The sequence below is a fragment of the Falsihalocynthiibacter sp. SS001 genome, from assembly GCF_042445055.1.
Taxonomy (GTDB): domain Bacteria; phylum Pseudomonadota; class Alphaproteobacteria; order Rhodobacterales; family Rhodobacteraceae; genus Falsihalocynthiibacter.
In genome coordinates this window covers 1674303-1695857 of sequence record NZ_CP170339.1, presented here as the reverse complement: position 1 = coordinate 1695857, position 21555 = coordinate 1674303, and the positions used below count along the sequence as shown (strand labels likewise).

24 protein-coding genes and 1 tRNA gene are annotated in these 21555 nt (G+C 54.6%); 9 read left to right on the top strand and 16 right to left on the bottom strand.

Going from position 1 to position 21555, the window contains the following annotated elements:
- Position 1: 1 nt before the first annotated feature.
- Complete coding sequence (locus ACFE33_RS08165; RefSeq protein ID WP_380058685.1) at positions 2–556, bottom strand: lytic transglycosylase domain-containing protein; 555 nt, start codon at positions 554–556, stop codon at positions 2–4.
- A 188-nt stretch (positions 557–744) separates the two neighbouring features.
- On the opposite strand from ACFE33_RS08165, the gene ssb reads away from it, so the two are divergent.
- A complete protein-coding gene (ssb, locus tag ACFE33_RS08160) occupies positions 745–1242 on the top strand; it encodes a single-stranded DNA-binding protein (RefSeq protein ID WP_380052133.1) in 498 nt (165 codons plus the stop codon).
- Positions 1243–1302: 60 nt separating this feature from the next.
- Here the strand turns inward: ssb and aroB are convergent, their stop codons facing one another.
- Positions 1303–2418, bottom strand: coding sequence for a 3-dehydroquinate synthase (aroB, locus tag ACFE33_RS08155; RefSeq protein WP_380052130.1), 1116 nt, complete (start codon positions 2416–2418; stop codon positions 1303–1305).
- Positions 2415–2924: a shikimate kinase gene (locus ACFE33_RS08150; protein WP_380058684.1), complete on the bottom strand. Its 510-nt coding sequence runs from the start codon at positions 2922–2924 to the stop codon at positions 2415–2417. The genes aroB and ACFE33_RS08150 overlap by 4 nt, the downstream gene beginning before the upstream one ends.
- Before the next feature lie 321 nt (positions 2925–3245).
- On the opposite strand from ACFE33_RS08150, the gene ACFE33_RS08145 reads away from it, so the two are divergent.
- The 3 genes from ACFE33_RS08145 (at position 3246) to ACFE33_RS08135 (ending at position 7137) form a co-directional block, all read left to right on the top strand.
- Positions 3246–4808, top strand: a complete 1563-nt coding sequence (locus ACFE33_RS08145; protein WP_380052127.1) for a hypothetical protein — start codon at positions 3246–3248, stop codon at positions 4806–4808.
- Between the two features lie 2 nt (positions 4809–4810).
- Positions 4811–5737: a site-specific tyrosine recombinase XerD gene (locus ACFE33_RS08140; protein WP_380052124.1), complete on the top strand. Its 927-nt coding sequence runs from the start codon at positions 4811–4813 to the stop codon at positions 5735–5737.
- Between the two features lie 110 nt (positions 5738–5847).
- Entirely contained in the window at positions 5848–7137 is a 1290-nt protein-coding gene (locus ACFE33_RS08135; protein ID WP_380052121.1) for an HlyC/CorC family transporter, read from the top strand.
- Here ACFE33_RS08135 and ACFE33_RS08130 read toward each other — a convergent pair.
- The 3 genes from ACFE33_RS08130 to ACFE33_RS08120 are packed head-to-tail and all read right to left on the bottom strand — an operon-like array spanning position 7134 to position 10552.
- Positions 7134–8612, bottom strand: a complete 1479-nt coding sequence (locus tag ACFE33_RS08130) for a carboxypeptidase M32 (protein ID WP_380052118.1) — start codon at positions 8610–8612, stop codon at positions 7134–7136. The genes ACFE33_RS08135 and ACFE33_RS08130 overlap by 4 nt on opposite strands.
- Positions 8613–9752: a heme A synthase gene (ctaA, locus tag ACFE33_RS08125; RefSeq protein ID WP_380052115.1), complete on the bottom strand. Its 1140-nt coding sequence runs from the start codon at positions 9750–9752 to the stop codon at positions 8613–8615.
- A 53-nt stretch (positions 9753–9805) separates the two neighbouring features.
- Complete coding sequence (locus tag ACFE33_RS08120) at positions 9806–10552, bottom strand: RNA methyltransferase (RefSeq protein WP_380052113.1); 747 nt, start codon at positions 10550–10552, stop codon at positions 9806–9808.
- An 84-nt stretch (positions 10553–10636) separates the two neighbouring features.
- Between ACFE33_RS08120 and ACFE33_RS08115 the strand changes: the two genes are divergently transcribed.
- Positions 10637–10969 (top strand): TfoX/Sxy family protein, encoded by a 333-nt coding sequence (locus ACFE33_RS08115; RefSeq protein WP_380052110.1) that lies wholly within the window; start codon positions 10637–10639, stop codon positions 10967–10969.
- Positions 10970–11024: 55 nt separating this feature from the next.
- Positions 11025–11660 carry a thiamine phosphate synthase gene (locus ACFE33_RS08110; protein WP_380052107.1) on the top strand — a complete coding sequence of 212 codons (636 nt, stop codon included), beginning with the start codon at positions 11025–11027 and terminating at the stop codon, positions 11658–11660.
- Positions 11661–11680: 20 nt separating this feature from the next.
- Here the strand turns inward: ACFE33_RS08110 and ACFE33_RS08105 are convergent, their stop codons facing one another.
- The 3 genes from ACFE33_RS08105 to ACFE33_RS08095 form a co-directional block, all read right to left on the bottom strand.
- Complete coding sequence (locus tag ACFE33_RS08105; protein WP_380052104.1) at positions 11681–12502, bottom strand: lysophospholipid acyltransferase family protein; 822 nt, start codon at positions 12500–12502, stop codon at positions 11681–11683.
- Positions 12499–13278, bottom strand: a complete 780-nt coding sequence (locus tag ACFE33_RS08100; RefSeq protein ID WP_380052101.1) for a GNAT family N-acetyltransferase — start codon at positions 13276–13278, stop codon at positions 12499–12501. Before ACFE33_RS08100 ends, ACFE33_RS08105 begins: the two co-directional genes overlap by 4 nt.
- 82 nt (positions 13279–13360) lie before the next feature.
- Complete coding sequence (locus ACFE33_RS08095; protein ID WP_380052098.1) at positions 13361–13540, bottom strand: DUF3553 domain-containing protein; 180 nt, start codon at positions 13538–13540, stop codon at positions 13361–13363.
- Positions 13541–13569: 29 nt separating this feature from the next.
- Here ACFE33_RS08095 and ACFE33_RS08090 point away from each other — a divergent pair, with 29 nt between their 5' ends.
- Positions 13570–14169, top strand: coding sequence for a histidine phosphotransferase family protein (locus ACFE33_RS08090; RefSeq protein WP_380052095.1), 600 nt, complete (start codon positions 13570–13572; stop codon positions 14167–14169).
- Positions 14170–14172: 3 nt separating this feature from the next.
- On the opposite strand, the gene ACFE33_RS08085 is transcribed toward ACFE33_RS08090, so the two are convergent.
- The 7 genes from ACFE33_RS08085 to ACFE33_RS08055 form a co-directional block, all read right to left on the bottom strand.
- Positions 14173–15420: a glutamate-5-semialdehyde dehydrogenase gene (locus tag ACFE33_RS08085; protein ID WP_380052092.1), complete on the bottom strand. Its 1248-nt coding sequence runs from the start codon at positions 15418–15420 to the stop codon at positions 14173–14175.
- 101 nt (positions 15421–15521) lie between these two features.
- Positions 15522–16646: a glutamate 5-kinase gene (proB, locus tag ACFE33_RS08080; RefSeq protein ID WP_380052089.1), complete on the bottom strand. Its 1125-nt coding sequence runs from the start codon at positions 16644–16646 to the stop codon at positions 15522–15524.
- The gene (gene obgE / locus ACFE33_RS08075; RefSeq protein WP_380052086.1) at positions 16634–17671 is read right to left on the bottom strand and encodes a GTPase ObgE; all 1038 of its coding nucleotides are present in this window, start codon (positions 17669–17671) and stop codon (positions 16634–16636) included. Before obgE ends, proB begins: the two co-directional genes overlap by 13 nt.
- A 118-nt stretch (positions 17672–17789) precedes the next feature.
- On the bottom strand, positions 17790–18320 hold the full coding sequence (locus ACFE33_RS08070; RefSeq protein ID WP_380052083.1) for a GNAT family N-acetyltransferase: 531 nt from the start codon (positions 18318–18320) through the stop codon (positions 17790–17792).
- A 359-nt stretch (positions 18321–18679) separates the two neighbouring features.
- Entirely contained in the window at positions 18680–18949 is a 270-nt protein-coding gene (rpmA, locus tag ACFE33_RS08065; RefSeq protein WP_380052080.1) for a 50S ribosomal protein L27, read from the bottom strand.
- Between the two features lie 11 nt (positions 18950–18960).
- Positions 18961–19650, bottom strand: a complete 690-nt coding sequence (locus tag ACFE33_RS08060) for a 50S ribosomal protein L21 (RefSeq protein WP_380052077.1) — start codon at positions 19648–19650, stop codon at positions 18961–18963.
- A gap of 238 nt (positions 19651–19888) precedes the next feature.
- The gene (locus ACFE33_RS08055; protein WP_380052074.1) at positions 19889–20713 is read right to left on the bottom strand and encodes a DUF2059 domain-containing protein; all 825 of its coding nucleotides are present in this window, start codon (positions 20711–20713) and stop codon (positions 19889–19891) included.
- Positions 20714–20885: 172 nt separating this feature from the next.
- Between ACFE33_RS08055 and ACFE33_RS08050 the strand changes: the two genes are divergently transcribed.
- Both ACFE33_RS08050 and ACFE33_RS08045 read left to right on the top strand, forming a co-directional pair.
- Positions 20886–20975, top strand: a tRNA-Ser gene (locus tag ACFE33_RS08050).
- 137 nt (positions 20976–21112) lie between these two features.
- Entirely contained in the window at positions 21113–21553 is a 441-nt protein-coding gene (locus ACFE33_RS08045) for a hypothetical protein (protein WP_380052071.1), read from the top strand.
- The last annotated feature ends 2 nt before the right edge of the window (positions 21554–21555 follow it).

The window sequence follows — 21555 nt, the reverse complement described above, 5'->3', positions numbered from 1 at the left end:
ATTAGCTAGAGCCGAGAATAACTTTTACGTAGTTCGTGGTCTCTTTGTACGGGGGGATGCCGTTGTATTTTTGTACGGCTTCTGGCCCAGCATTATAAGCCGCAAGTGCCAATCGCCACGAGCCAAAACGGTTGTACTGAATCCTGAGATAGCGCGCACCACCCTCAAGGTTCTTGATTGGATCAAGAATATCAACCCCAAGCGCGCGTGCCGTTCCGGGCATAAGTTGCGCAAGTCCCGTCGCGCCCTTGTGGGATTTTGCGTGGATGTTCCAGCCGGATTCCTGCTGGACCAATCTCAAGAACAAATCTTCCGGAATATTGTGGCGCCGCGCCGCGTCTTTGGCGTGGGCCAGATACTCGCCCTTGTAGTTCCCGCGATAGGGCAAAACTGCCTCCGCCTTGCGCTGTGGCTTGAGACGATCAGAGTCGCGATATTGCATCGCAGCGCGCGTATCCAGTATGCGAAGTTGAGAGGCAAAGAGGGATTTCTTGGACTTTGTGCCCAAAACTGCGCCATCCGCAAAGGCAGCGCCTGCGGTCGCAGAAATGGTCATAAATGCCAGAATGCAAATAATTTTCTTAAACAAAGTTCCATCCCGCTCGATTTCCCCAGGAGAATATAGCCAAATTTCCGTCATTTTCCAAGCAGAATGCGCAAGGAGAGGAATTTGACTTGTTGTTCGGGCGTCGGGGTGGTGTAACCTGCGCTTTAACTGAACAGAATCGAAAAGGGAGTCCTGCCATGGCTGGATCGGTCAACAAAGTCATTCTCATCGGCAATTTGGGCCGTGATCCAGAGGTGCGTAATTTCCAAAATGGCGGCAAAGTGTGCAACCTTCGCATTGCTACCAGCGAAACATGGAAGGACCGCAACACAGGCGAGCGCCGCGAGAAAACCGAGTGGCACAGCGTTGCGATTTTCCAAGAAGGTCTGGTACGCATAGCCGAGCAGTACCTTCGCAAAGGGTCCAAAGTTTATATCGAAGGACAACTTCAAACACGCAAGTATCAGGCGCAGGATGGCTCTGACCGCTATTCAACCGAAGTTGTTTTGCAAGGCTTCAACGGCGTTCTGACCATGCTCGACGGACGGAACGAGGGCGGCAGCGGCGGCGGCGGATATAGCAACGACCAATCCGGCGGCTACAGCTCTGGCGGCGGCGATTTTGGGGGCGGCAGCAACCAAGGTGGCGGAAATCAAGGCGGACACAACGATATCGACGACGAAATCCCGTTCTAGTCCGAACAATATTTGCAGATTTCAAGCCGTCCCAATTCGGGGCGGCTTTTTCTTTTTGTGCTACTTCGCCAGCGCGTCGCGCAGCACGCCGAGCACCACGTCTGTATCAGTCTTGGGTGACACAAACGCTAGGCCGATTCCATGGGTCAGAATGAACTTGATTTGGCCGTCCACGACTTTCTTATCTTGGCCCATCAACGCGAGAAGACCCTCAGCATCAGGAAGCGGGCCTTCGATTTCGGCTATGTCGGCTTTCATGCCCATTTCTCGCAGGTGCGCGCGCAAACGGCTTGGGTCTTCTTGTGAGCAAAGCCCGAGGCGCGCCGAGGTTTCCAGCGCCAGCGCACAGCCGATCGCAACACCCTCGCCGTGGAGCAATCGATCAGAATAGCCCGTCGCGTTTTCAAGCGCATGACAGAACGTATGGCCAAGATTGAGCAAGGCGCGATCCCCCTGCTCAGTTTCATCGCGCGCCACGATTTCGGCCTTCATCTCACACGAGCGTTTGACGGCATATGCGCGCTTGGTTTTGTCTCCCGCAGCCATCTCTGGTGCGTTTTTTTCGAGCCACTCAAAGAAGTTCGCATCGCCAAGCAAACCATACTTCACGACCTCGCCATAACCCGAAAGAAAATCGCGCGGAGCGAGGCTGTCCAGCACATCAATATCTGCGAGTACCAGTGAAGGTTGATGGAACGCGCCGATCAGGTTCTTGCCCTGTGGCGCGTTAATGCCCGTTTTGCCGCCAACGGAGCTATCAACCTGTGCCAAGAGCGACGTCGGGATTTGTACAAAGCGCACGCCCCTGCGCAGCACCGCCGCCGCAAAGCCCGCCAAATCACCGATAACGCCGCCGCCAAGCGCGATCACAACATCGTTGCGTTCGACTTTCGCGTCAAGAAGCCATTCGACCGCGCGGCTGAAATGCGGCCATGATTTTGTTGACTCCCCCGCAGGAAGCGCCAGCGCTGTTGAAGTAACGCCAGCCTCTGACAAACCTGCCTGCAACGAGGCAAGATGCACGGCCGCAACATTCTCATCAGTCAAAATCGCAACGTTCGGGCGGCGCAGCATCGGGGCTATCAATGCGCCCGATTGCGCCAGTAAACCCTCGCCTATTTTTATGTCATAGGAGCGTTCACCGAGGGAAACGGGGACGGTTTCAACAGAAGTCATTCGGTAACCTTTATCAAATCTGGCTCGGACAGCAGCTTTTCCAACACAGCGTCGCGCATATCCTCGATAGAGTAATCGGGATGCCCCGAAACGCACCCGCGCGCTTTCTCATAGGCAGGAACGCGGGCCTTGTAGATGGACTTGAGCGTCTCATAAGGATTGTCAGTTTGCAAAAGCGGACGCGTATTCTTGTGCCGCACACGAGACCAAAGCAGGTCAAGATCCGCCTGCAACCAAAGCGAATACCCCGTCTCGGCGATTATTTTGCGATTTCTCTCGCTTAGAAAAGCACCGCCGCCTGTCGAGAGAATCCCGCGCTCTTCTTTGAGCAAACGTGTAATCACTTCGGTTTCACGCTGACGAAAAAAGGCCTCTCCGTCACGCTCGAAAATTTCAGCGATAGACATATTCGCCGCTTTGACGATCTCCTCATCGCTATCCAGAAAGGGAACGTTTAAGATCGCAGCAAGAGATTTTCCAACCGCTGTTTTCCCAGCCCCCATCATTCCGACCAGAACGATGGTTTTTTGCAAACTATAGCTCAAAACTGGCCGCCATCCGCTTATTATTACATTTCTTTTCCTGAATGGCGTGATCTTGTGCAAAAGGCCATATATAATTACCATAATCAGGCAAAAAATTGCCGCGCGTGCTGCGTGACTCGTGGCACAGTTCATACCAAGAGGCAGAAGAAAGGCAAAACATGGGGCGTATATTCAAATTACTGCTGATTTTGTTGGTTATCGCATTCGTAGCAGTTGTTGCGTTTGGGTATATCGGTGATCTTAGCCCGGACCAGCAGGAAATCCGAATACCGGTGCCGCTCAGTGAATAACAAGTTTCGCAACGACGTTTTGGGGATCGCGTTGTTTGCGGGCGTTTTGACGGCGCCCGTTGCTGCGTTCAGCCAACAAAAAGAACCAGAGCCTCTTTCGGCTATCGATTGGCTCTCGCGGACGTTTATTGCGCCAAGCTCCCCCTCCTCTGGTCCTGATTCTGACATCGCGAAATCAGCTTCCCCCGAGACGATCGAAACCACCTCGCTGGATCAACAGACTGCGGATGCCGTGGGCCTGATCCCGAGTGCTGTTTCGGGCTTTCCTCTAAACTTGTGGGGAAATACCTCAAGCAAGGAACTTGCGCGCCTTTTCAATCAGGTGCCGGTCATTACGCTTCCTGCGCTTCAAGACCTGACAATGTCGCTCCTTCTGGCCGAGCTTGACCCACCCAAGGACGCAACCGCAAACGGGCAACTATTTCAGGCGCGTATCGACAAACTCCTCGATATTGGCGCTTTGGAGCAGGCTTCGGCGCTGCTGGACCGTGCAACAGTGCGCACTCCCTCACTCTTTAGTCGCAGCTTTGATATTGCGCTTCTGACGGAAAACGAGAACGCGGCCTGTGACACGCTGAACCAAGCAGCGGACCTTGCCCCGACAATCACGGCGCGGGTGTTTTGCTTGGCACGTGGCGGAGACTGGAATGCCGCTGCTCTTATTTTCGAAACGGGCCGCGCTTTGGGGTATGTGGATGACATTGAGGAAGCGGTTCTCGCGCGTTTTCTAGACCCCGAATATTTTGAGGACGACGGTCCGCTTCCGCTGGTCGTGCGGCCAAGCCCACTTATGTTCCGCCTCTACAATGCTGTCGGAGAGCCTGTACCAACCACCCTCCTCCCACGAGCCTATGCGCATACCGACCTGACCGTCAACAACGGCTGGCGCGCGCGCATCGAAGCCGCCGAGAAGCTTGTCCATTCTGGCGCGGTCTCTGATAACGTCTTGCTGGCGCTCTATACCGACCGTCCGCCCTCCGCTTCTGGGGGTGTTTGGGACCGTGTCGAGGCAGTGCAACGCTTTGACAAAGCCGTAAAATCCGGTGATCCGGCCCAGATTTCCGCAACATTGCCGGTAGCTTGGGAGGCGCTTCAATCCGTTGATTTGGAGCCATTCCTTGCGCATCATTATGCCGAGGAAATCGCGCAATACCCCCTCACGGGAGAAGCAAAAGATATTGCCCTAAAACTCGCGTTCCTTAGTGAGGATTACGAACTTGCCGCCCAATCGGCCGAAGACAAGTTCACAACCAACGAGGCCGCGTTTCTCACCAGCTTGGCCAAGGGGCAACCAGAATTAAACGGCTGGAACGATGAGCGCGCCATTGCGGTTCATGACGGTTTTTCACGCACCGAGCCCGACCCGCTTGATGCAAATGACATCGAGAATGGCAATTATGGTGCGGCGATCCTCAAGGCCATCACGCTTTTTGCCGAAGGTTCAACGGGTGATTTGCATGATGTCACCCGCGCAATTGCGATCCTTCGCAGTGCTGGGCTAGAGGATGTCGCGCGGCGCGCTTCGCTCGAACTTATGCTGCTTGAGCGGGATTAGTGATGCGCGAGATCGAGGATTTCATAACCGCCCAAGCCGCCGAACGCGCTGCATCAGAGAACACACAGGCTGGGTATCGTCGCGACCTGACAGATTATGCGGATTATCTCTCAAACAACAAAGAAACGTTGAATTCCGCCACCCGCGCCACGATTGAGGGTTACCTTGTCCATTGCGAAGCACAGGGTTTCTCGACCGCCACACGCGCGCGCAGGCTTTCGGCGATCAAGAGCTTTTATCGCTTCTCGTTTGAGGAAGGATTTCGCGCCGACCATCCCGCGCTTCAAATCCGTGGTCCGGGCCGAAGCAAACGCTTGCCCAAGTCACTCTCGCAAGAAGACGTAGGCCGGCTTCTCGACGCGGCCAAAATCCACGGGCGCAACACGTCTGACCGCTTGCGAAACACTTGCCTTATGGAAGTGCTCTATGCCAGCGGGATGCGCGTGAGCGAATTGGTCGGCCTTCCGGTTGCGGCGACGCGGGGCGATCCGCGTATGTTGCTGATCCGCGGCAAAGGAAACAAAGAGCGCATGGTGCCACTCTCGGATCCTGCGCGCGCGGCCCTTGCCGAGTGGCTAGAGCATCGTGACAAACAACAGGACCTCGCACTGCGCGAAAAGGGAACGCCCCTCTCGCCGTTTCTGTTTCCATCGCATTCAAAACAGGGCCACATGACACGTACACGGTTCTATCTATTGATAAAAGAGATCGCCGTGACCGCAGGCGTTGCCCCCGATTTGGTGACGCCCCACCGATTGCGCCACGCATTTGCGACACATCTCTTGGCGAATGGTGCGGACCTTCGGGTTATTCAAACGCTGCTTGGCCATGCCGACCTTTCCAGCACCGAAATCTATACGCACGTCCTCGAAGAGCGTCTACAGGCTCTGGTTCTTGATCATCACCCCTTGGCAAAGCCCAAGTTTTGATGTCAGATTTTGCCGCAGTTTGGATAATACGTGCGGGCGCTTCTTGAACAAACATTCGTCGCGCCCCATAAGATAGAGTCACTGTAATTACGAATGGATAACAATACCCCGTGCTTGACACCGCATTTTTGATCACAGCAGGCGCAATTCTCGCTTTGCTGGTTATGTCCGCATTCTTTTCCGGCTCTGAGACGGCACTAACCGCCGCAAGCCGCGGCAAATTGCGCAGCCAAGCCGACAAAGGCTCGCGCGGGGCAGAACGGGCGCTCCAGATCACCGAAGATAGCGAGCGGCTCATCGGCTCTGTCCTGTTGGGCAACAACCTTGTGAACATCCTAGCAACCTCGCTAGCGACGGCGCTCTTTACACGTTTGTACGGTGAATCCGGTGTTGCTCTGGCCACCTTGATGATGACGCTACTGGTTCTGATTTTTGCTGAGGTCCTGCCAAAAACCTATGCGATTACCAATGCCGAAACCGCCGCCGCAGGTGTGAGTGGCCCTATTTCGCTTGTGATTACAATCTTCTCACCTGTGGTGACGTTTGTTCGTGCCCTTGTGCGCAGCATCCTAGGCCTGTTCGGCGTGCAAACTGATCCCGATCAAAACGTCCTCGGAATGCGCGAGGAAATCGCTGGGGCCATTTCGCTGGGCCACTCTGAAGGGATCGTTCAGAAAGAAGACCGCGACCGCATCCTCGGAGCCCTTGATCTGTCTGATCGTGTGGTTGAGGAAATCATGCTCCACCGCAGCCAAATCGAAATGATCGATGCCGCCACACCACCTGAGCAGGTGTTGAACATCCTCCTCAAAAGCCGCCACACGCGTTTGCCGATTTATCGTGACGAGCCTGAAAACGTGGTCGGTATTCTACACACGAAACACATGCTGCGCGCGATGAACGATCGCGCCAAAACTGGTCAACCATTTGTAGAAACGCTCAAGAGCTTCAATTTGATGGATGTCGCTCGTGATCCGTATTTCGTGCCCGAAACCACGACACTTGACGATCAAATGCGTCAGTTCCTTAAACGGCGCACGCACTTTGCACTCGTTGTGGACGAATACGGCGCCCTTCAAGGCTTGATTACGCTAGAGGATATTCTTGAGGAAATCGTAGGCGAGATCACCGACGAATTTGACGCAAGTGACCTCCCAGTGATTGAGAAAACCGATGGCGGACGCTTCCTTGTGGATGGCGCCACGACGATCCGCGATCTAAACCGTGCGACCGATTGGAGCCTCCCTGATGACGAGGCCAACACAATCGCGGGCCTTGTCATTCACGAAGCACAACTCATCCCTTCGCAAGGTCAGACATATGCCTTCCACGGGTTCCAGTTCGAGATCGCAGAGATGGACGGAAACCGCATCGCAAAGCTCAAGATCCGCCCTCTCTAGAGGTTGTAAATCCGACTGAACTTGTCCTCGAGATACGCAAGCAATGGCTCCTCGCTGACGGCGCCATTGCACGCGCGCGCAATTACATCACGACTCTCATAGAGGCCGCCGTGGCGCTGCACATTCTCGCGAAGCCAGTCAGTTGCGCGCGTTGTGTCTCCGCGTGCGAAATCCTCGTCCAATCCCACAACATCCCTGCGCATGGCGGCGTTCAAGCAGCCCGCATAGACGTTGCCAAGCGTGTAGGTCGGGAAGTATCCAAACAGCCCCACAGACCAATGCACATCTTGCAAACAGCCGTTGCTTGGCTTGTCCACTTTGGCACCAAAATCGGCCTCAAACCGCGCGTTCCATGCCTCGGGAAGGTCCGCAACGGCCAGCTCCCCTGAGACCAGTTGACGCTCCAGATCAAAGCGCAGCATGACGTGCAGGTTATAGTGGATTTCATCCGCCTCGGTTCGAATATGCCCCGACGACACACGGTTCACTGTGGCAAAGAATGCCTCCGCATCGGCAACTCCAATGTCACCGAATGCGGTTGTCATTTCGCCAAACAGATAGGCCGTATATGCGGCGCCACGGCCAATTTGGTTCTCATAGATGCGGCTCTGGCTTTCGTGGACACCCATCGAAACACCGCGCCCAACTGGCGTTAGGAGGTAATCCTGCGAGATATTCTGCTCATAACACGCGTGGCCCACTTCGTGGATCGTCGAATAGATACAATTGAACGGATCGCGCAAGCTCGTCCGTGTTGTGATCCGCACATCATTGCCCGAACCGCTCGAGAATGGATGTACGGCCTGATCAATGCGCCCGCGGGTGAAGTCATAGCCAAAGCCCATAGCCAGTTTGCTGCTTAACGCCAATTGCGCGGCGGGATCGAACTCTCGATCAAGCGCACGCGGCGATACTTCCGCACCCAAAATCCGTTCGCGAAGCGCAACCAAACGGGGCCGCAGGGCGTCAAACATCTCGCCGATTTCGCGTGCAGATGTCCCAGGTTCATAGTCCTGTAGCATCGTGTCATAGACATCACCGCCGTCGGCAATTGCCTCTGCTTCTTGACGCTTCAGATCAACAACACGCTCAAGCGTCGGGGCGAAAGCATCAAAACTCTCGGCCACGCGCGCCTGCGCCCAGATGCCCTGTGCGGTTGAGGTTGTCCGCGCGATTTCCTCAGCAAGATCTGCGGGAACTTTGACCGCACGCGTATACTGTTCGCGGATAAGCCGCATTTGCGCCTGCTCTGCTTGGCTCAGTGAAGTATCCTCAATGGTATCAAGCCATTCGCCAATCTTCGGGTTCGTGCGGCGCGCGTGCAGCACACCTTCGAGGGCGGCCATCTCTTCGGAACGCTGAATCGCAGAACCTTCGGCCATCATCGTTTCTTGGTCCCAGCCAAGACGCCCCGAAATTTCACCAAGCGCCATCGTTTGGCGCGTGAACGCCATAAGTTCCTTATAAGCAGACATTTACGCGCCTCTCTTAATCATTTGTTCACGGGGGTACTGCGCGTTGAAGCGCGCATTTAGGATCAGTACCCAAAGAAGGATCGCACCGATCTGGTGCTGAATAGCGATGGTAAGCGGCGCGGCATTCCAAACGGTCAAAATACCCAGAATGGCCTGTATCACCATCATTCCCAGCACGAAATCAAATGCACGGCGCGTTATAAACTTGCCGCTTTGACGCGACCGACGCCAAACCACAAAGGCAAAAATCAACAGAAGATAGGCAGCCATGCGGTGGATGAATTGCACAAGGCCCGGATTCTCAAAGAAATTGGTCCAGAGCGGGGAAAGCTCAAACATCCCCTCGGGAAGGAACGACCCAGCCATGAGCGGCCAGTCCGTAAAGGTACGCCCCGCATCAATCCCCGCAACCAGTGCGCCCAGGATGATCTGAACAAACGAGAAATGAAGAAGCCCCGTCGACATTGAAAACAACTTGGCCTCGCGCTCACGTCGCGCCTTGAGGAGATCAGCCTCTCGCCGCCCCAACAGAAGGATATACCAGCCAAGGAAGCCGAGAATGACAAACGCCAGCCCCAAGTGCACCGCAAGACGATAAGACGCAACCGAGACCATTCCGTCCTCAAGTCCGGATGCCACCATCCACCAGCCGATCGCGCCTTGTGCGCCGCCCAAGACACCGAGCAAAAGCAAGCGCCGCGTCCAACCTGTCGGAATATTCTTGGTCACAAAGAAGCCAACAAAACCAAGCGCCCAAACGAGGCCCACAGTCCGCCCTAGCTGGCGATGTCCCCATTCCCACCAATAGATAAACTGAAACTCCGAGAGCTCCATACCACGGTTCAACGCATCATACTGCGGAGTCGCCTGATATTTCAGGAACTCGGCATTCAACGCCTCCGCATTCATCGGAGGGATCGCACCTGTCACGGGACGCCATTCGGTAATCGAAAGCCCCGACTCTGTTAGTCTGGTCAGGCCGCCGATCACAATCATCAAAGCAACCATCAAGAATATGAGCATCAGCCACGCACGAATGCCACGGCGCGCTCCCCTTGCCGCGCGATCAATCGCGCCGGGTTGTACCGTGGATGCGGTGTTCTCGCTGACTTCCTCAAAAATATTGCGTGGTTTACTCATGAATGGCTCCGTCATTTTGACCTAGCGAAGTTGGCTTATGTTGGACGTGTTTTCTAGTCTTTTTTGCGCAAGAGTTGACGCAGCACACCATGCAGCATCTGCACATCCGCGCGGGTCATCGGCATCCGTGCCCACATATTGCGAAGGTTGAGCTTCATGCTTGTTTTCTTGGCCTCAGGATAGAAAAATCCTGCTTCCTCAAGACGTTCTTCAAAGTGGTCGCCAAGTTTTTGAACCTCGATATCGGGCGCAAACTCGGTTTTGGCCATTTCGACCACCTCGGCCGGAACTTCTACACTCTGGCGGCGCCACTCATAAGCTGTCAGCAAAACGCATTGCGCAAGGTTGAGCGAGGCAAACTCGGGATTTACCGGCACAGAGATCACCGCATTCGCGCGCGCGACATCTTCGTTCTCAAGGCCGGATCGTTCGGGGCCGAACAAGACGCCCACCTTCTGCCCCTGCGCAATCAATTCTCGTGCGTGCTCCATCGCGCGCTCAGGTGTCATGATCGGTTTGGTCAGCCCGCGATGGCGCGCGGTTGTCGCAAAGATGAAGTTACAATCCGCAAGTGCGTCGGGCGTATCCTCGAATATCTGAGCCTCATCAAGGAGGCGCCCTGCTCCACTCGCCATGGCGACGGCCTTCTGATTGGGCCATCCATCGCGTGGGTCAACGATGCGCATACGGTCTAGCCCGAAGTTCCACATCGCACGTGCCGCGCCGCCGATATTCTCACCCATTTGAGGCCGCACCAAAATAAAGGACGGCTGTGGACCACGCCAATTTTCTTCGCTCACGGGGGACGCCTTTTCTTACCTTTGAATTTGCCAATACTGCGGCCCGTGTTACGCTCCCGTCACCAGCAACGCAAGGAGAACCCAATGGCATATGACGAAGGGCTTGCGCAAATGATGCGCGACGATCTGGAAGGCATTGACGGCATCAACGAAAAGAAGATGTTCGGCGGGCTGTGTTTTCTCTATCGCGGACATATGGTCTGTGGCGTTCACAAGGGCGGCGGTATGTTCCGTCCGGGTAAGGAACGCGAAGCCGAAGCACTTGCAATCGCGGGGGCCGCTCCGCTCTCTTTCACGGGTCGCAAAATGGGAGGCATGATCGAAACCACGGAGGAAGCCCTCGCTGATGACGCAAAACGTGCTAAATGGATCGAACTTTCGTTAACCAACGCGAAAAACCTCCCGCCAAAGACATAGCCAAGCCCGAATTTCCGCGATATGAGAAGCAGCAAGATATTCAAGGAGCTTCGAGATGGCGAACGAACAAAACGCGCCCGACACCGCACAATTCTATCTTATTTCGCCGCCTGAGTTTGAACTGTCCCAGTTTCCAGACCAGCTTGCGAAGGTATTGGACAGCGAAGAGATTTCCTGCGTCCGTCTCGCAATGGCCAGCCATGATGAGGACCGGATTTCGCGGGCCGCTGACGCGCTGCGCGATGTCTGTCAGAGCCGCGATGTTGCGTTGGTTATCGACAGCCACATTCAACTTGTCGAGCGTTTGGGCCTTGATGGAGTTCACCTGCTCGACAGCGCACGCACAGTGCGTCACGCCCGCAAGGAACTGGGCGCGGATGCGATCGTCGGCGCTTTCTGCGGAGCCTCCAATCACGAAGGCATGAGCGCAGGCGAACATGGCGCTGACTATGTATCCTTCGGCCCTTGCGGTCAGACGCCGCTCGGCGACGGAAGCCGTGCAGAAGCCGACCTGTTCCAGTGGTGGAGCGAAATGATCGAAGTTCCCGTCGTTGCCGAAGGTGCTCTCTCGCAAGAGATCGTGGCGACACTTGCGCCCTTCGTTGACTTCTTTGGAGTGGGCAACGAAATCTGGTCCAAGGATGCTCCGCTAGAAGCCCTTCGCACCCTTATCGCGACATCGAGAGCTTAACTTCCTCGCTCAATACACTGTTATGAAACAACTAATCCCTTGCGCACTTCGGATTCACAATGCCGCGCGAGGGATTTTCGGCTATCGAAACCCTTGGCCTCAACTGCCGGATGGTACACGACTTCGACACTGCCCTGACGCTTGACGGCAAGTGTCTTGAGGAAATGCGAAGCAAAGCCCATATCGCCCCACCAGCCATAAAACTCAGCGCTCTCACCTTCGGGTGCGGTATAGTTCACCGTTACAGGTTGAATCCACATCTCATCGACAACCTCCGGCGCAAAGAACGCCGCAAAGAGCGTTGATTTAAAACGCAAAACCCTAAGACCGTCCGTTGAAGTCCCTTCAGGAAAGAACAACAGCTTATGCCCCGCCAGCAAGCGCGATTGAAAGATTTCGCGTTGCCTTTGCGCATCTGACGCCTTGCGGGCAATAAACACCGTTCCAGTCGCGCGTGCCAACCACCCGATACCGGGCCAGTTTGCCACTTCGGACTTGGCGACAAAATAGATCCGCTTACGTGCATTCAAAGCGAAAATATCAAGCCATGACGCATGGTTAGAGACCACAGCTCCCTTATGCGGCATGATCTCGCCGCGGGTTGAGTACCCCATTCCAATAAAGAAAAACGCGCTCTTGCAAACGAGCAACGTGAGGTAAGGCGTAAACGGACGGCGCAGGCCATAAATAGGGCGTTCAATCAGACGCAATAGTAGCATCAGTACCAAACACACCGTCGTCACCAACAAGAGCGGAATGCCGCGCCACAAGATACGCACATACCCCATCGCACTGATTTTATAGGGTGCGGGCGTGGTCTCTGAGGTCCACGTCGCGTTCATGACGCGCGGCCCTTGGTATAAAAGCTCTTGTGCTTGGCGTTCATGCGCTCGGTATCCATGAGCAAACAAACATCCGTCGTGTTAAATGCATGGTCAAGGAACGCCCCCTCGCCGACGAATCCGCCCAACCGTAAGTATGCTTTGATCAGCGCGGGGGTGCCGACCATCGCAGCGCGGCGGTCGATGTCATCGGTCGGAACCAAATCCATTGATTGAAAGTGGTGATCATGTGCCCGCACACGCAATTCCGGCGGCGCGAGATGATTGGCGTGCAAATACGCCAATGACTGGCTTAACTTCTCGACATCCGTTCCATGAAAACTTGCCACTCCAAACAGGATTTCCACCTCGTGATCAAGCACATAGCTCGCAAGCGCGTTCCACAGGTGGAACATCGCTGTCCCGCCCCGATAATCCGCATGTACACAGCTTCGCCCAAGTTCCAATAGCTTGCGGCCAGAGGATTTTAGCGCGCTGAGATCGTATTCACTCTCTGAGTAAAAGCGCCCGATATCGGCGGCCTTTTCGCCCCGCAAAAGACGATAAACACCTACAACATGATCAAATTTCGCGGCATCACGCGAAGCGTCAACCAGCAAGAGATGATCGTAGAAAGGGTCAAACTCGTCCTTCTCCAGACGGTTTTCATGGTCAACCATCTCTCCGTCGCCACCCAACTCCTTAACAAAGACTTCATACCTCAACCGTTGGGCAGCGCGCAGGTCGTCTTCGGTCACGGCAAGGCGCGTTTCAAACTTCGGATCGGTCTTTGACATATAGGTGGTTGGCTCCGCTAAAACTGTTGAGGTTCTAGGCAAAAAACCGCTTTTGCGCAACCCAATGCGCCGTGACGTTGCGCTAGGCATCCGTATCAAACACAGGCAGCAAAGTGACCCTGTTGCCGTCGATGGTTACTTTACCGCATTGTTCAAAATTAACGGTTATTTTACCATCTATGACCGATTGTACCTGCCCAAGCCCCCAATTGGGTTGTTCTGGGTGTTTAACAAGCATACCCGGTTCTAATAGTTCATTCATTATTAACCTTTCGCACTCTAGGATTAGCCATGCACACCAAAAACACCGATTTGACCGCCCTGCTTGGCTCGCGGATATGTCATGACCTTATCAGCCCTTTGGGCGCCATCGGCAATGGAATTGAACTGCTTCAGATGGGCGGCGCGCTGGATGGTCCCGAAATGGCACTCATTAGCGATAGCGTCGCGCATGCAAACGCGCGTCTACGGTATTTTCGTGTTGCTTTTGGCGCGGCAAGCGAGGGGCAACTTCAAAACAACGATGAACTGCGCGATATTCTAGAAAATGCCTCAGGTAGTCCGCGCCTCAGAGTTCATTGGCCTGTGACTTCGGATCAGCTCCGGACTGATGTGAAACTCGCCTTTCTTCTCATTCAATGCCTGGAGACAGCGATGCCCTATGGCGGCGAGATCGCAATTACCAAGAATGGAGAGGATTGGCGCATCCAGGGTCAGGCCGAAAAAATCAAGATCGACACGGATTTGTGGCGGCGCCTGTCGAAACCAAATGATGAGAGCCCTCTGCTTCCTGCGCAGGTCCACTTTGCCTTGGTTCCCGATGCCCTGCGCGCAGCAGGTAGGAAGCTTAGCGCAGAACTTCGGGAAACCGAGATTGTTGTGACTTTTTAGAGCCTAACTACGCACCGTTCCGTCGCCAACCACGATGTACTTAAAGCTCGTGAGCTGTTCGGCCCCGACTGGGCCGCGCGCATGCATCTTGCCTGTGGCAATGCCGATCTCTGCGCCCATACCGAACTCTCCGCCATCAGCGAATTGAGTCGAAGCGTTATGCATCAGGATCGCGCTATCCAACCGAGCGAAGAAACGATCCGCAACCTCTTGATTTTCCGTGATAACGCAATCGGTATGGTTTGAACCGTACTCTTGAATATGAGCGATAGCACCGTCGATATCATCCACGACTTTGGCCGCGATAATCATATCAAGGAACTCCTTGCCGAAATCATCGCCAGTGGCCGCAATCGTCCCGTTAAGCCCCTCGGCGCGCACTTCGACCCCCGTATCCTTGAGGGCATCAACGATTTTCTGACCGATGGTCGCGGCAATATCCTTGTGAACCAACAGACACTCTGCCGAACCGCAGATCCCCGTGCGGCGCGTCTTGGCATTCAGAACCACTTTCAACGCCTTCTCAGGATCGGCACCTGCATCAACGAAGATATGGCAAATGCCTTCGAGATGCGCGAAAACAGGCACGCGAGCTTCGCGCTGGACCAGCCCGACAAGTCCCTTCCCGCCGCGCGGAACGATGACGTCAATGTAATCGGTCGCGCGGAGCATTTCGGCGACCGCGGCGCGATCACGTGTCGGAATGCGCTGAATGGCGTCTGTGGGCAAGCCAGCAGATTTCAAACCATCCTGAAGGCACTCGTGAATAAGTCCAGAGCTATGAAAGCTCTCCGAGCCACCACGCAAAATAACGGCATTCCCTGCCTTTAGGCAAAGCGCACCTGCGTCCGCGGTCACATTGGGGCGGCTCTCGTAGATGACGCCAATCACACCAAGGGGCGTGCGGACGCGCTTGATATGCAGGCCGCTTTCCATATCCCACTCGGTCAGTGTCTCGCCCACGGGATCGTGCTGTGCTGCAACTGTCCGAAGACTTTCGACAATCGCGCTGATCCGCGTCTCATCGAGCATCAAGCGATCCAGCATCGCCGCGCTAAGACCCTTCTCGCGACCAAATTCCATGTCGCGCGCGTTTGCGGCCATGATCTCATCCCGACGCGCCCAAACCGCATCCGCCGCAGCAATCAGCGCCGCCTCTTTTTGCGGCCCCGGTGCAAATCCCAACTCGCGCGCAGCAGCTCGCGCGCGTTTTCCGATTTCCTTCATCATCTCTGGGATATTGTCTGTCATGAGAGCACCTTTCAGATTCGTCAGTGCTTTATAAGGAATTTCAGGTAGATAAACCAAGTGGCCGTCCATCACATTTTGAGATATGGGCCATCACTGTATGCCTAGACGACCATATCATCGCGATGAATCAACGCAGCGCGCCCCGAATAGCCCAGAACTTCGGCAAACTGATGCGACGCAAGGCCCTTAATTTGTTGCGCTTCGGCGGATGTATAGCGAACCAGCCCGCAGCCAATCGGACCGTTGGGGCCAACGATCTCCACCGGCTCCCCTCGTCCGAAGGTTCCCTGAACGTCCGCCACCCCAGCAGGTAAAAGCGACTTGCCGCCGCGCAATGCGTTCGCGGCGCCCGCGTCTACCGTTATTTTCCCCTGCGGCTTCATTGCGGTGATCCAACGCTTGCGGGCCGTTTGCGGATCATCTTGTGCCGTGAACCAAGTGCAGTTTGCCCCCTGCAACAGCGCCTGAATCGGCCGCAGGATCGACCCTTCTGAAATCACCATCGCGCAGCCAGATCCCGTTGCAGTTTTCGCCGCTAGAACCTTGGTTTTCATCCCGCCCTTGGACAAGCCAGACGTCGGATCGCCCGCCATCGCTTCGATCGCGGGCGTAATTGCGTCGATAACATCAAAACGTTTGGCAGACGGGTCAATTCCGGGATTTGCTGAATAGAAACCGTCGACATCGGACAACAACACAAGCGCATCGGCGCCCGTCGTTACCGCAACCTGTGCCGCCAACCTGTCGTTATCCCCGAAACGGATTTCATCTGTCGCGACGGTATCATTCTCGTTCACAATCGGCACTGCGCCAAGGCTCAAGAGCTGTGCCAAGGTCGCGCGCGAGTTCAGATAACGCCGCCGATCATTGCTGTCTTCGAGGGTAACAAGCACCTGTGCGGTCGTAATGCCGAGTGGCGACAAGACATTTTCATATGCGCGCGCAAGGCGTATTTGCCCAACGGCGGCGGCGGCTTGCGATTGCTCTAGTGCCAAGTCTCCCTTGGGCAATCCCAGAACGTTGCGCCCCAGTGCGATTGAACCAGAGGAAACCAATATAACATCGACGCCGCCGGCCTTAGCCTCTGCAACGTCAGAGGCAAGCCCCAAGAGCCAATCCTCGCGGAGCTCGCCTGTGTTGCGATCAACCAAGAGCGCCGATCCGATTTTAATAACGATACGTTTTGCAGCGCCAAGAATTTCGCGCGAAGTGGTTACGGCTGCCATGGCGCGGGTTCCTCGCCAACCTTTGACTGGCGCAGTTTATCCTCTGAGATTTCCGCACGAACGGCACGCAGAACCTCGGTCAGACCTTCGCGGGCAACACCCGACATCATCATGACCGGAGAACCAACCGCTTCTTCAAGCGCGGTTTTTTTCTCGGCGCGTTCTTCATCATCCAACGCATCAATTTTGTTCAGAACCGTGATACGAGGCTTCTCGGCGAGTTCACCGCCATAGGCCTCCAGCTCATGAATGATCGTGCGATAATCTTCGGCAACATCCTCAGCAGTGCCATCGATCAGGTGCAGCAATACGGAACAACGTTCAACGTGGCCAAGGAACAAATCGCCAAGCCCGCGCCCTTCGCTTGCGCCCTCAATCAATCCCGGAATGTCAGCCATAACGAACTCTGCGCCATCAACACCAACAACGCCCAAATTGGGGTAAAGGGTCGTAAACGGATAGTCCGCAATCTTGGGCCGCGCGTTCGAAGTGGCCGCAAGGAACGTGGATTTACCAGCATTCGGGAGCCCCAAAAGGCCGGAATCCGCGATCAACTTGAGGCGCAACCAAATCGTACGCTCGACACCTTCTTGGCCCGGATTCGCGCGCCTCGGTGCCTGGTTCGTTGCAGACTTAAAGTGCAAGTTACCAAAGCCACCGTTGCCGCCCTTAGCGAGGACAACACGTTGGCCAACTTCGGTCAAATCCGCAATCACCGTCTCTTGGTCCTCATCGAGCACCTCTGTACCGACGGGGAGCTTGAGAATTACAGTCTCGCCATCATGCCCCGTGCGCTGCGCGCCCATACCGGGCTGGCCATTCTTGGCATAGAAATGCTGTTGATAGCGGAAGTCGATGAGCGTGTTCAGCCCCTCAACTGCTTCTGCAATCACATCGCCACCGCGACCACCATCGCCACCGTCGGGACCGCCGTATTCGATATACTTCTCGCGCCGAAACGAAACACAGCCGCCGCCACCGCCACCCGAACGGATGTAAACTTTGCAGAGATCAAGAAATTTCATGGTGGGCGGCCTTTTGTTGCGTCTATGTCAGGCGATAAAGGAGAATGCGCGCAGGCTCAAGCCTCGCGTTATTTCACGCAAACGGAACCTGAGGCCCGCAAGGGCCCCAAGTCACGCATCATGCGTATTTTTTCAGGTAGGTCCAAGTAGCGACATTCGCATTGCGCGCAACCGAGAATTTCTCGGCGTCGCCGAGGTATTCAAAGCCTGCATTCGTAAGCACACGTGCCGACGCGGGGTTGTCCTGAAAGACTTCTGCGAAAATTGTGTTACAATTCTGAGGGTTAGCTTCCAGAAGAACGCGAACAGCCTCTGACGCATAGCCAGCCCCCCAAAACGCAGGAGCGACCCAATATCCGATTTCCGATTGAGCACGATCCATGTGTTTCAAGCTGATAACACCGAGCACTTCGTCATTTTTGGACGCCATGACCCACACATCCTCGGTCCGTTCCGGATCCGTCGCGCGGGCAATAAAACTCTGTGTCGCACCGCGCGGAAGCGGATGCGGAATCGAACTGGTAAACTCGGAAACTCGAATGTCTCCTGCGTACATGCGGATTTGTCCCGCGTCAGAACTCTGAACCGGGCGCAATGTAAACCGTTCGGCTTCTATTACTTGTTGGCCTGTAATCGTCTCAACTCTCATGCCTTCGCTCCTCCGAAAAGCACAAGCACACACCTGAAACTCAGATATATGCGCTTCATATGGCTACCCCCAACCCTTCTTGGGAGCGCCGCTCATGTCCGCTTCGTCGAATGACGCAGCAGAGTGGACGCTCGGTAAATCAGATGGCAATCCGTGCCAAAATTTACAAGTAACGTCCCGAGGATCTTAGAATTCTTGATCCCCTGTGATTGCGAGCAACCACAAATTAATTCAGAACTGCCCGTCGCGTTGCAATGTTGCGAATTGTTTTATTCGCGCAATGTAACAGACGATTGTGGCAAAAATAAAAAAGGGCCGGCGTTTCCGCCGACCCTAAAAATTCACCATAAGGTTTCGGCTTACTCAGCGGCCTCCGCCACTGGGAGAACCGAAATAAAGGTGCGGCCTTTTAGGCCCTTGTGGAACTTCACGTTACCTTCGGAAGTTGCAAAGATCGTGTGATCTTTACCCATGCCTACACCGTTGCCTGGGTACATTTTTGTACCACGTTGACGCACGATGATATTGCCTGGAACGACAACTTCGCCACCGAATTTCTTAACACCAAGTCGACGACCAGCGGAGTCGCGACCGTTACGGGATGAACCGCCTGCTTTTTTATGTGCCATCTGGTCTCTCCTTAGCCTTTTGTGAGTTCTTTAGCTTGCTCGATCCAACCTTCGCGCTCGATGCGGCCTTTGAACGAGAGTTTCTCATCAAAGTCAGCAACGTCAGCTTCAGTCCAAGCAGCGATCTGAGCGAAGCTGGTGATACCTGCGTCGATCAGTTTTTTCTCAAGTGCGGGGCCTACGCCGGACAATTTTTTCAAATCATCTGCGCCAGCGTCAGCAGCAGCGGCTTTCTTAGGAGCAGCTTTTGCTGGTTTTGCTTTGGCCGCAGGCTTCTCAGCCGCTTTCTTAGCAGGTGCGTTTTTCGCTTTTGGTGTAACATCAGCCATTGCAGCAACAACAGAAGCAGGAACCGATCCTGTGCCCTGTGCAACTTTAACACCGGATTTCGCAGCGCCTTTTTCAAGGATCTCTGTGATACGAACCAAAGTCAGCTTTTGACGGTGACCTTTTGTACGTTGCGAACCGTGCTTACGACGACGTTTCACGAAATGAATAAGTTTTTCGCCTTTGATCTGGTCGATCACTTCGGCTTGAACGGCCGCGTCCTCAACAACTGGCGTACCTACTGTGGCGCCAACCATAAGAACTTCGTTAAACTGGACTGTTTCGCCCGCATCCGCAGCAATACGCTCAACACGCAGCACGTCGCCGCTTTGAACCCGATATTGCTTGCCGCCGGTTTTTAGAACCGCAAACATCTTGTCTTCCTTCGCTTTTCCGCGTCGTGTGGCCCTCACATCGTGAGCGTTTTGCCTGATTGGCACCTCGGACAGCGCGCCCCTTTGGGCGGTCAAAAAATAGTCTCAAACTCAAAGAATCCCAAAGACTCTTCAACCGAGATGGCGGCTTATCTTCGGATTTACACAGGAAGTCAAGGCGTCACAGAAAATAACGCGCTTCTGCGCTCTTGGTTACCAATGACGGTCCCGTCCTGTATCAAATATCCTCACTCAGGATAAATCGAGCAGCCCCCCGCCCCATCCGGCGCGAGATGTCCATGTATACCTCATTGAACGCCTGAAACAAAGCACGATTGAGGCTCTGCCCTTCCGAAGTGCGACTGAATTCGATCAACTCATCAATCTCCTCCTCATCCAGCGGACTATAGCTCATGGCAAGGTAGTTCATCAGCCACTGTGTAGTATCCTCACGAATTTGCGGCTCATCCCCCCAAACGCTCTCTAGTATCTCTCCTTCCGTCATCTCGACGGCCATTGCGCCAGCATCGCTAAGGGCAGAAAGGAAAGCGTAACTCTCATTCATTGAGCCTGTAACGTTCATATCGATCAGGTCATTCACGCGAATATATTCTTCTAGCTGCGAAATGATTGGATCGTTGGCATCCATAAGGCCAAGCAATCGGTCCTCACCCGCGGCCTGAACGTCTGGATCGCTAATCGCGGTGCGCGCGGTCATTTCAAGCTGTGTTACCTTCATTCCGAGCGGAGAAGTAAAAAAGGCAAGCGCCTCGGTAACATCCTGGTCGCTCATGAGCGGGTCAAAGTGCTCGCGAAATGTCTCGGCCATCTTGGATGGCTCATAAATACGCTCAAGCTCCAGCGTCCACTCAGAATACTCCTGATCGCCGAACATCTCCTCCGCCAAAGACTCGCCGTACCGCACGCCTTCGTCCGAGAGGATATCAACCATTTCTTCAATATGGAGCACATCCGCCAACTCCTCGAGATCACGCGCGCGATCGGCGGAAACAGAACCCACCATCCCCAAAACAAATACAACGGCGCAAGCCAACAAACGCATAACTCTCTCCAACAAGACGACTCACGCGATCATAGTGTGTTCGCCGAGTATTATTAAATGGTTTACGCTCACATCTGTTTGAGGAGATAAAATCGCAATATTTTGCATCAAATTTGCGAAAAGACCTTGTGGAGATACGCGCCGCAGATTAAACCGCGCTCGGACCCTACGCGGAGAGGTGGCGGAGTGGTCGAACGTGGCGGTCTCGAAAACCGTTGAGCCTTAACGGGTTCCGAGGGTTCGAATCCCTCTCTCTCCGCCAGATTTTCCTTTAGGCACAAGATATTCGCGGACTTTTGATGGTCCGAGAGCGCATTCGTATTCCTGTTTCTGAACGTTTCCCCGCGCAAACAAATGCGGTTGTAGTTTTGCGGCATCTTTCGGGGTATGATCCTGAATATGAAGATTTTTCCGTCAATTAAACCAACAGCGATCCTCGTTTCTGGAATGTTGCTCGTTTTTATCACGCCAGTTCAGGCGGATGAGGAAACGCGCTGCCAATCCGCGCTCAACGCTTTAACTTCTCTTCTTGTGAGTGACGACAACTACCATCGGCTACGTTCGGAGGACGAAGGGAATTCGTTGCATGGCGTGAGATGCAGGGAGCAAGAGATCACCGCATGGTTTGAAGAAAACGAATGGACGACACTAAGAAGTTTCGATGTCGAAGCCGTGAGGAATGGCGCCGCGCCTGCTGACGTGCGAATGAACCGAGGGCTCGTCTTCTGCCGCCCACAACCATTTCTCTTGCGCTGGTCTAAAGGTGGATGCTCAGCTCAAGCATCAGTGTTGCTGCATGACGGAGTGATAACACAAGTATACTCTGGACCGACCAAATAGGT

Excerpts from the sequence above, each read along its gene's own strand:
- ACFE33_RS08110 (WP_380052107.1), top strand. The coding sequence starts at position 11,025 with ATGGCGAACGAACAAAACGCGCCCGACACCGCACAATTCTATCTTATT.
- ACFE33_RS08100 (WP_380052101.1), bottom strand. The coding sequence starts at position 13,278 with ATGTCAAAGACCGATCCGAAGTTTGAAACGCGCCTTGCCGTGACCGAA.
- ACFE33_RS08095 (WP_380052098.1), bottom strand. The coding sequence starts at position 13,540 with ATGAATGAACTATTAGAACCGGGTATGCTTGTTAAACACCCAGAACAA.
- ACFE33_RS08105 (WP_380052104.1), bottom strand. The coding sequence starts at position 12,502 with ATGAACGCGACGTGGACCTCAGAGACCACGCCCGCACCCTATAAAATC.
- ctaA (WP_380052115.1), bottom strand. The coding sequence starts at position 9,752 with ATGAGTAAACCACGCAATATTTTTGAGGAAGTCAGCGAGAACACCGCA.
- ACFE33_RS08055 (WP_380052074.1), bottom strand. The coding sequence starts at position 20,713 with ATGCGTTTGTTGGCTTGCGCCGTTGTATTTGTTTTGGGGATGGTGGGT.
- ACFE33_RS08085 (WP_380052092.1), bottom strand. The coding sequence starts at position 15,420 with ATGACAGACAATATCCCAGAGATGATGAAGGAAATCGGAAAACGCGCG.
- ACFE33_RS08045 (WP_380052071.1), top strand. The coding sequence starts at position 21,113 with ATGAAGATTTTTCCGTCAATTAAACCAACAGCGATCCTCGTTTCTGGA.
- proB (WP_380052089.1), bottom strand. The coding sequence starts at position 16,646 with ATGGCAGCCGTAACCACTTCGCGCGAAATTCTTGGCGCTGCAAAACGT.
- ssb (WP_380052133.1), top strand. The coding sequence starts at position 745 with ATGGCTGGATCGGTCAACAAAGTCATTCTCATCGGCAATTTGGGCCGT.
- ACFE33_RS08115 (WP_380052110.1), top strand. The coding sequence starts at position 10,637 with ATGGCATATGACGAAGGGCTTGCGCAAATGATGCGCGACGATCTGGAA.
- ACFE33_RS08150 (WP_380058684.1), bottom strand. The coding sequence starts at position 2,924 with ATGATGGGGGCTGGGAAAACAGCGGTTGGAAAATCTCTTGCTGCGATC.
- ACFE33_RS08060 (WP_380052077.1), bottom strand. The coding sequence starts at position 19,650 with ATGTTTGCGGTTCTAAAAACCGGCGGCAAGCAATATCGGGTTCAAAGC.
- ACFE33_RS08090 (WP_380052095.1), top strand. The coding sequence starts at position 13,570 with ATGCACACCAAAAACACCGATTTGACCGCCCTGCTTGGCTCGCGGATA.
- rpmA (WP_380052080.1), bottom strand. The coding sequence starts at position 18,949 with ATGGCACATAAAAAAGCAGGCGGTTCATCCCGTAACGGTCGCGACTCC.
- ACFE33_RS08140 (WP_380052124.1), top strand. The coding sequence starts at position 4,811 with ATGCGCGAGATCGAGGATTTCATAACCGCCCAAGCCGCCGAACGCGCT.
- ACFE33_RS08165 (WP_380058685.1), bottom strand. The coding sequence starts at position 556 with ATGACCATTTCTGCGACCGCAGGCGCTGCCTTTGCGGATGGCGCAGTT.
- obgE (WP_380052086.1), bottom strand. The coding sequence starts at position 17,671 with ATGAAATTTCTTGATCTCTGCAAAGTTTACATCCGTTCGGGTGGCGGT.
- ACFE33_RS08130 (WP_380052118.1), bottom strand. The coding sequence starts at position 8,612 with ATGTCTGCTTATAAGGAACTTATGGCGTTCACGCGCCAAACGATGGCG.
- aroB (WP_380052130.1), bottom strand. The coding sequence starts at position 2,418 with ATGACTTCTGTTGAAACCGTCCCCGTTTCCCTCGGTGAACGCTCCTAT.
- ACFE33_RS08070 (WP_380052083.1), bottom strand. The coding sequence starts at position 18,320 with ATGAGAGTTGAGACGATTACAGGCCAACAAGTAATAGAAGCCGAACGG.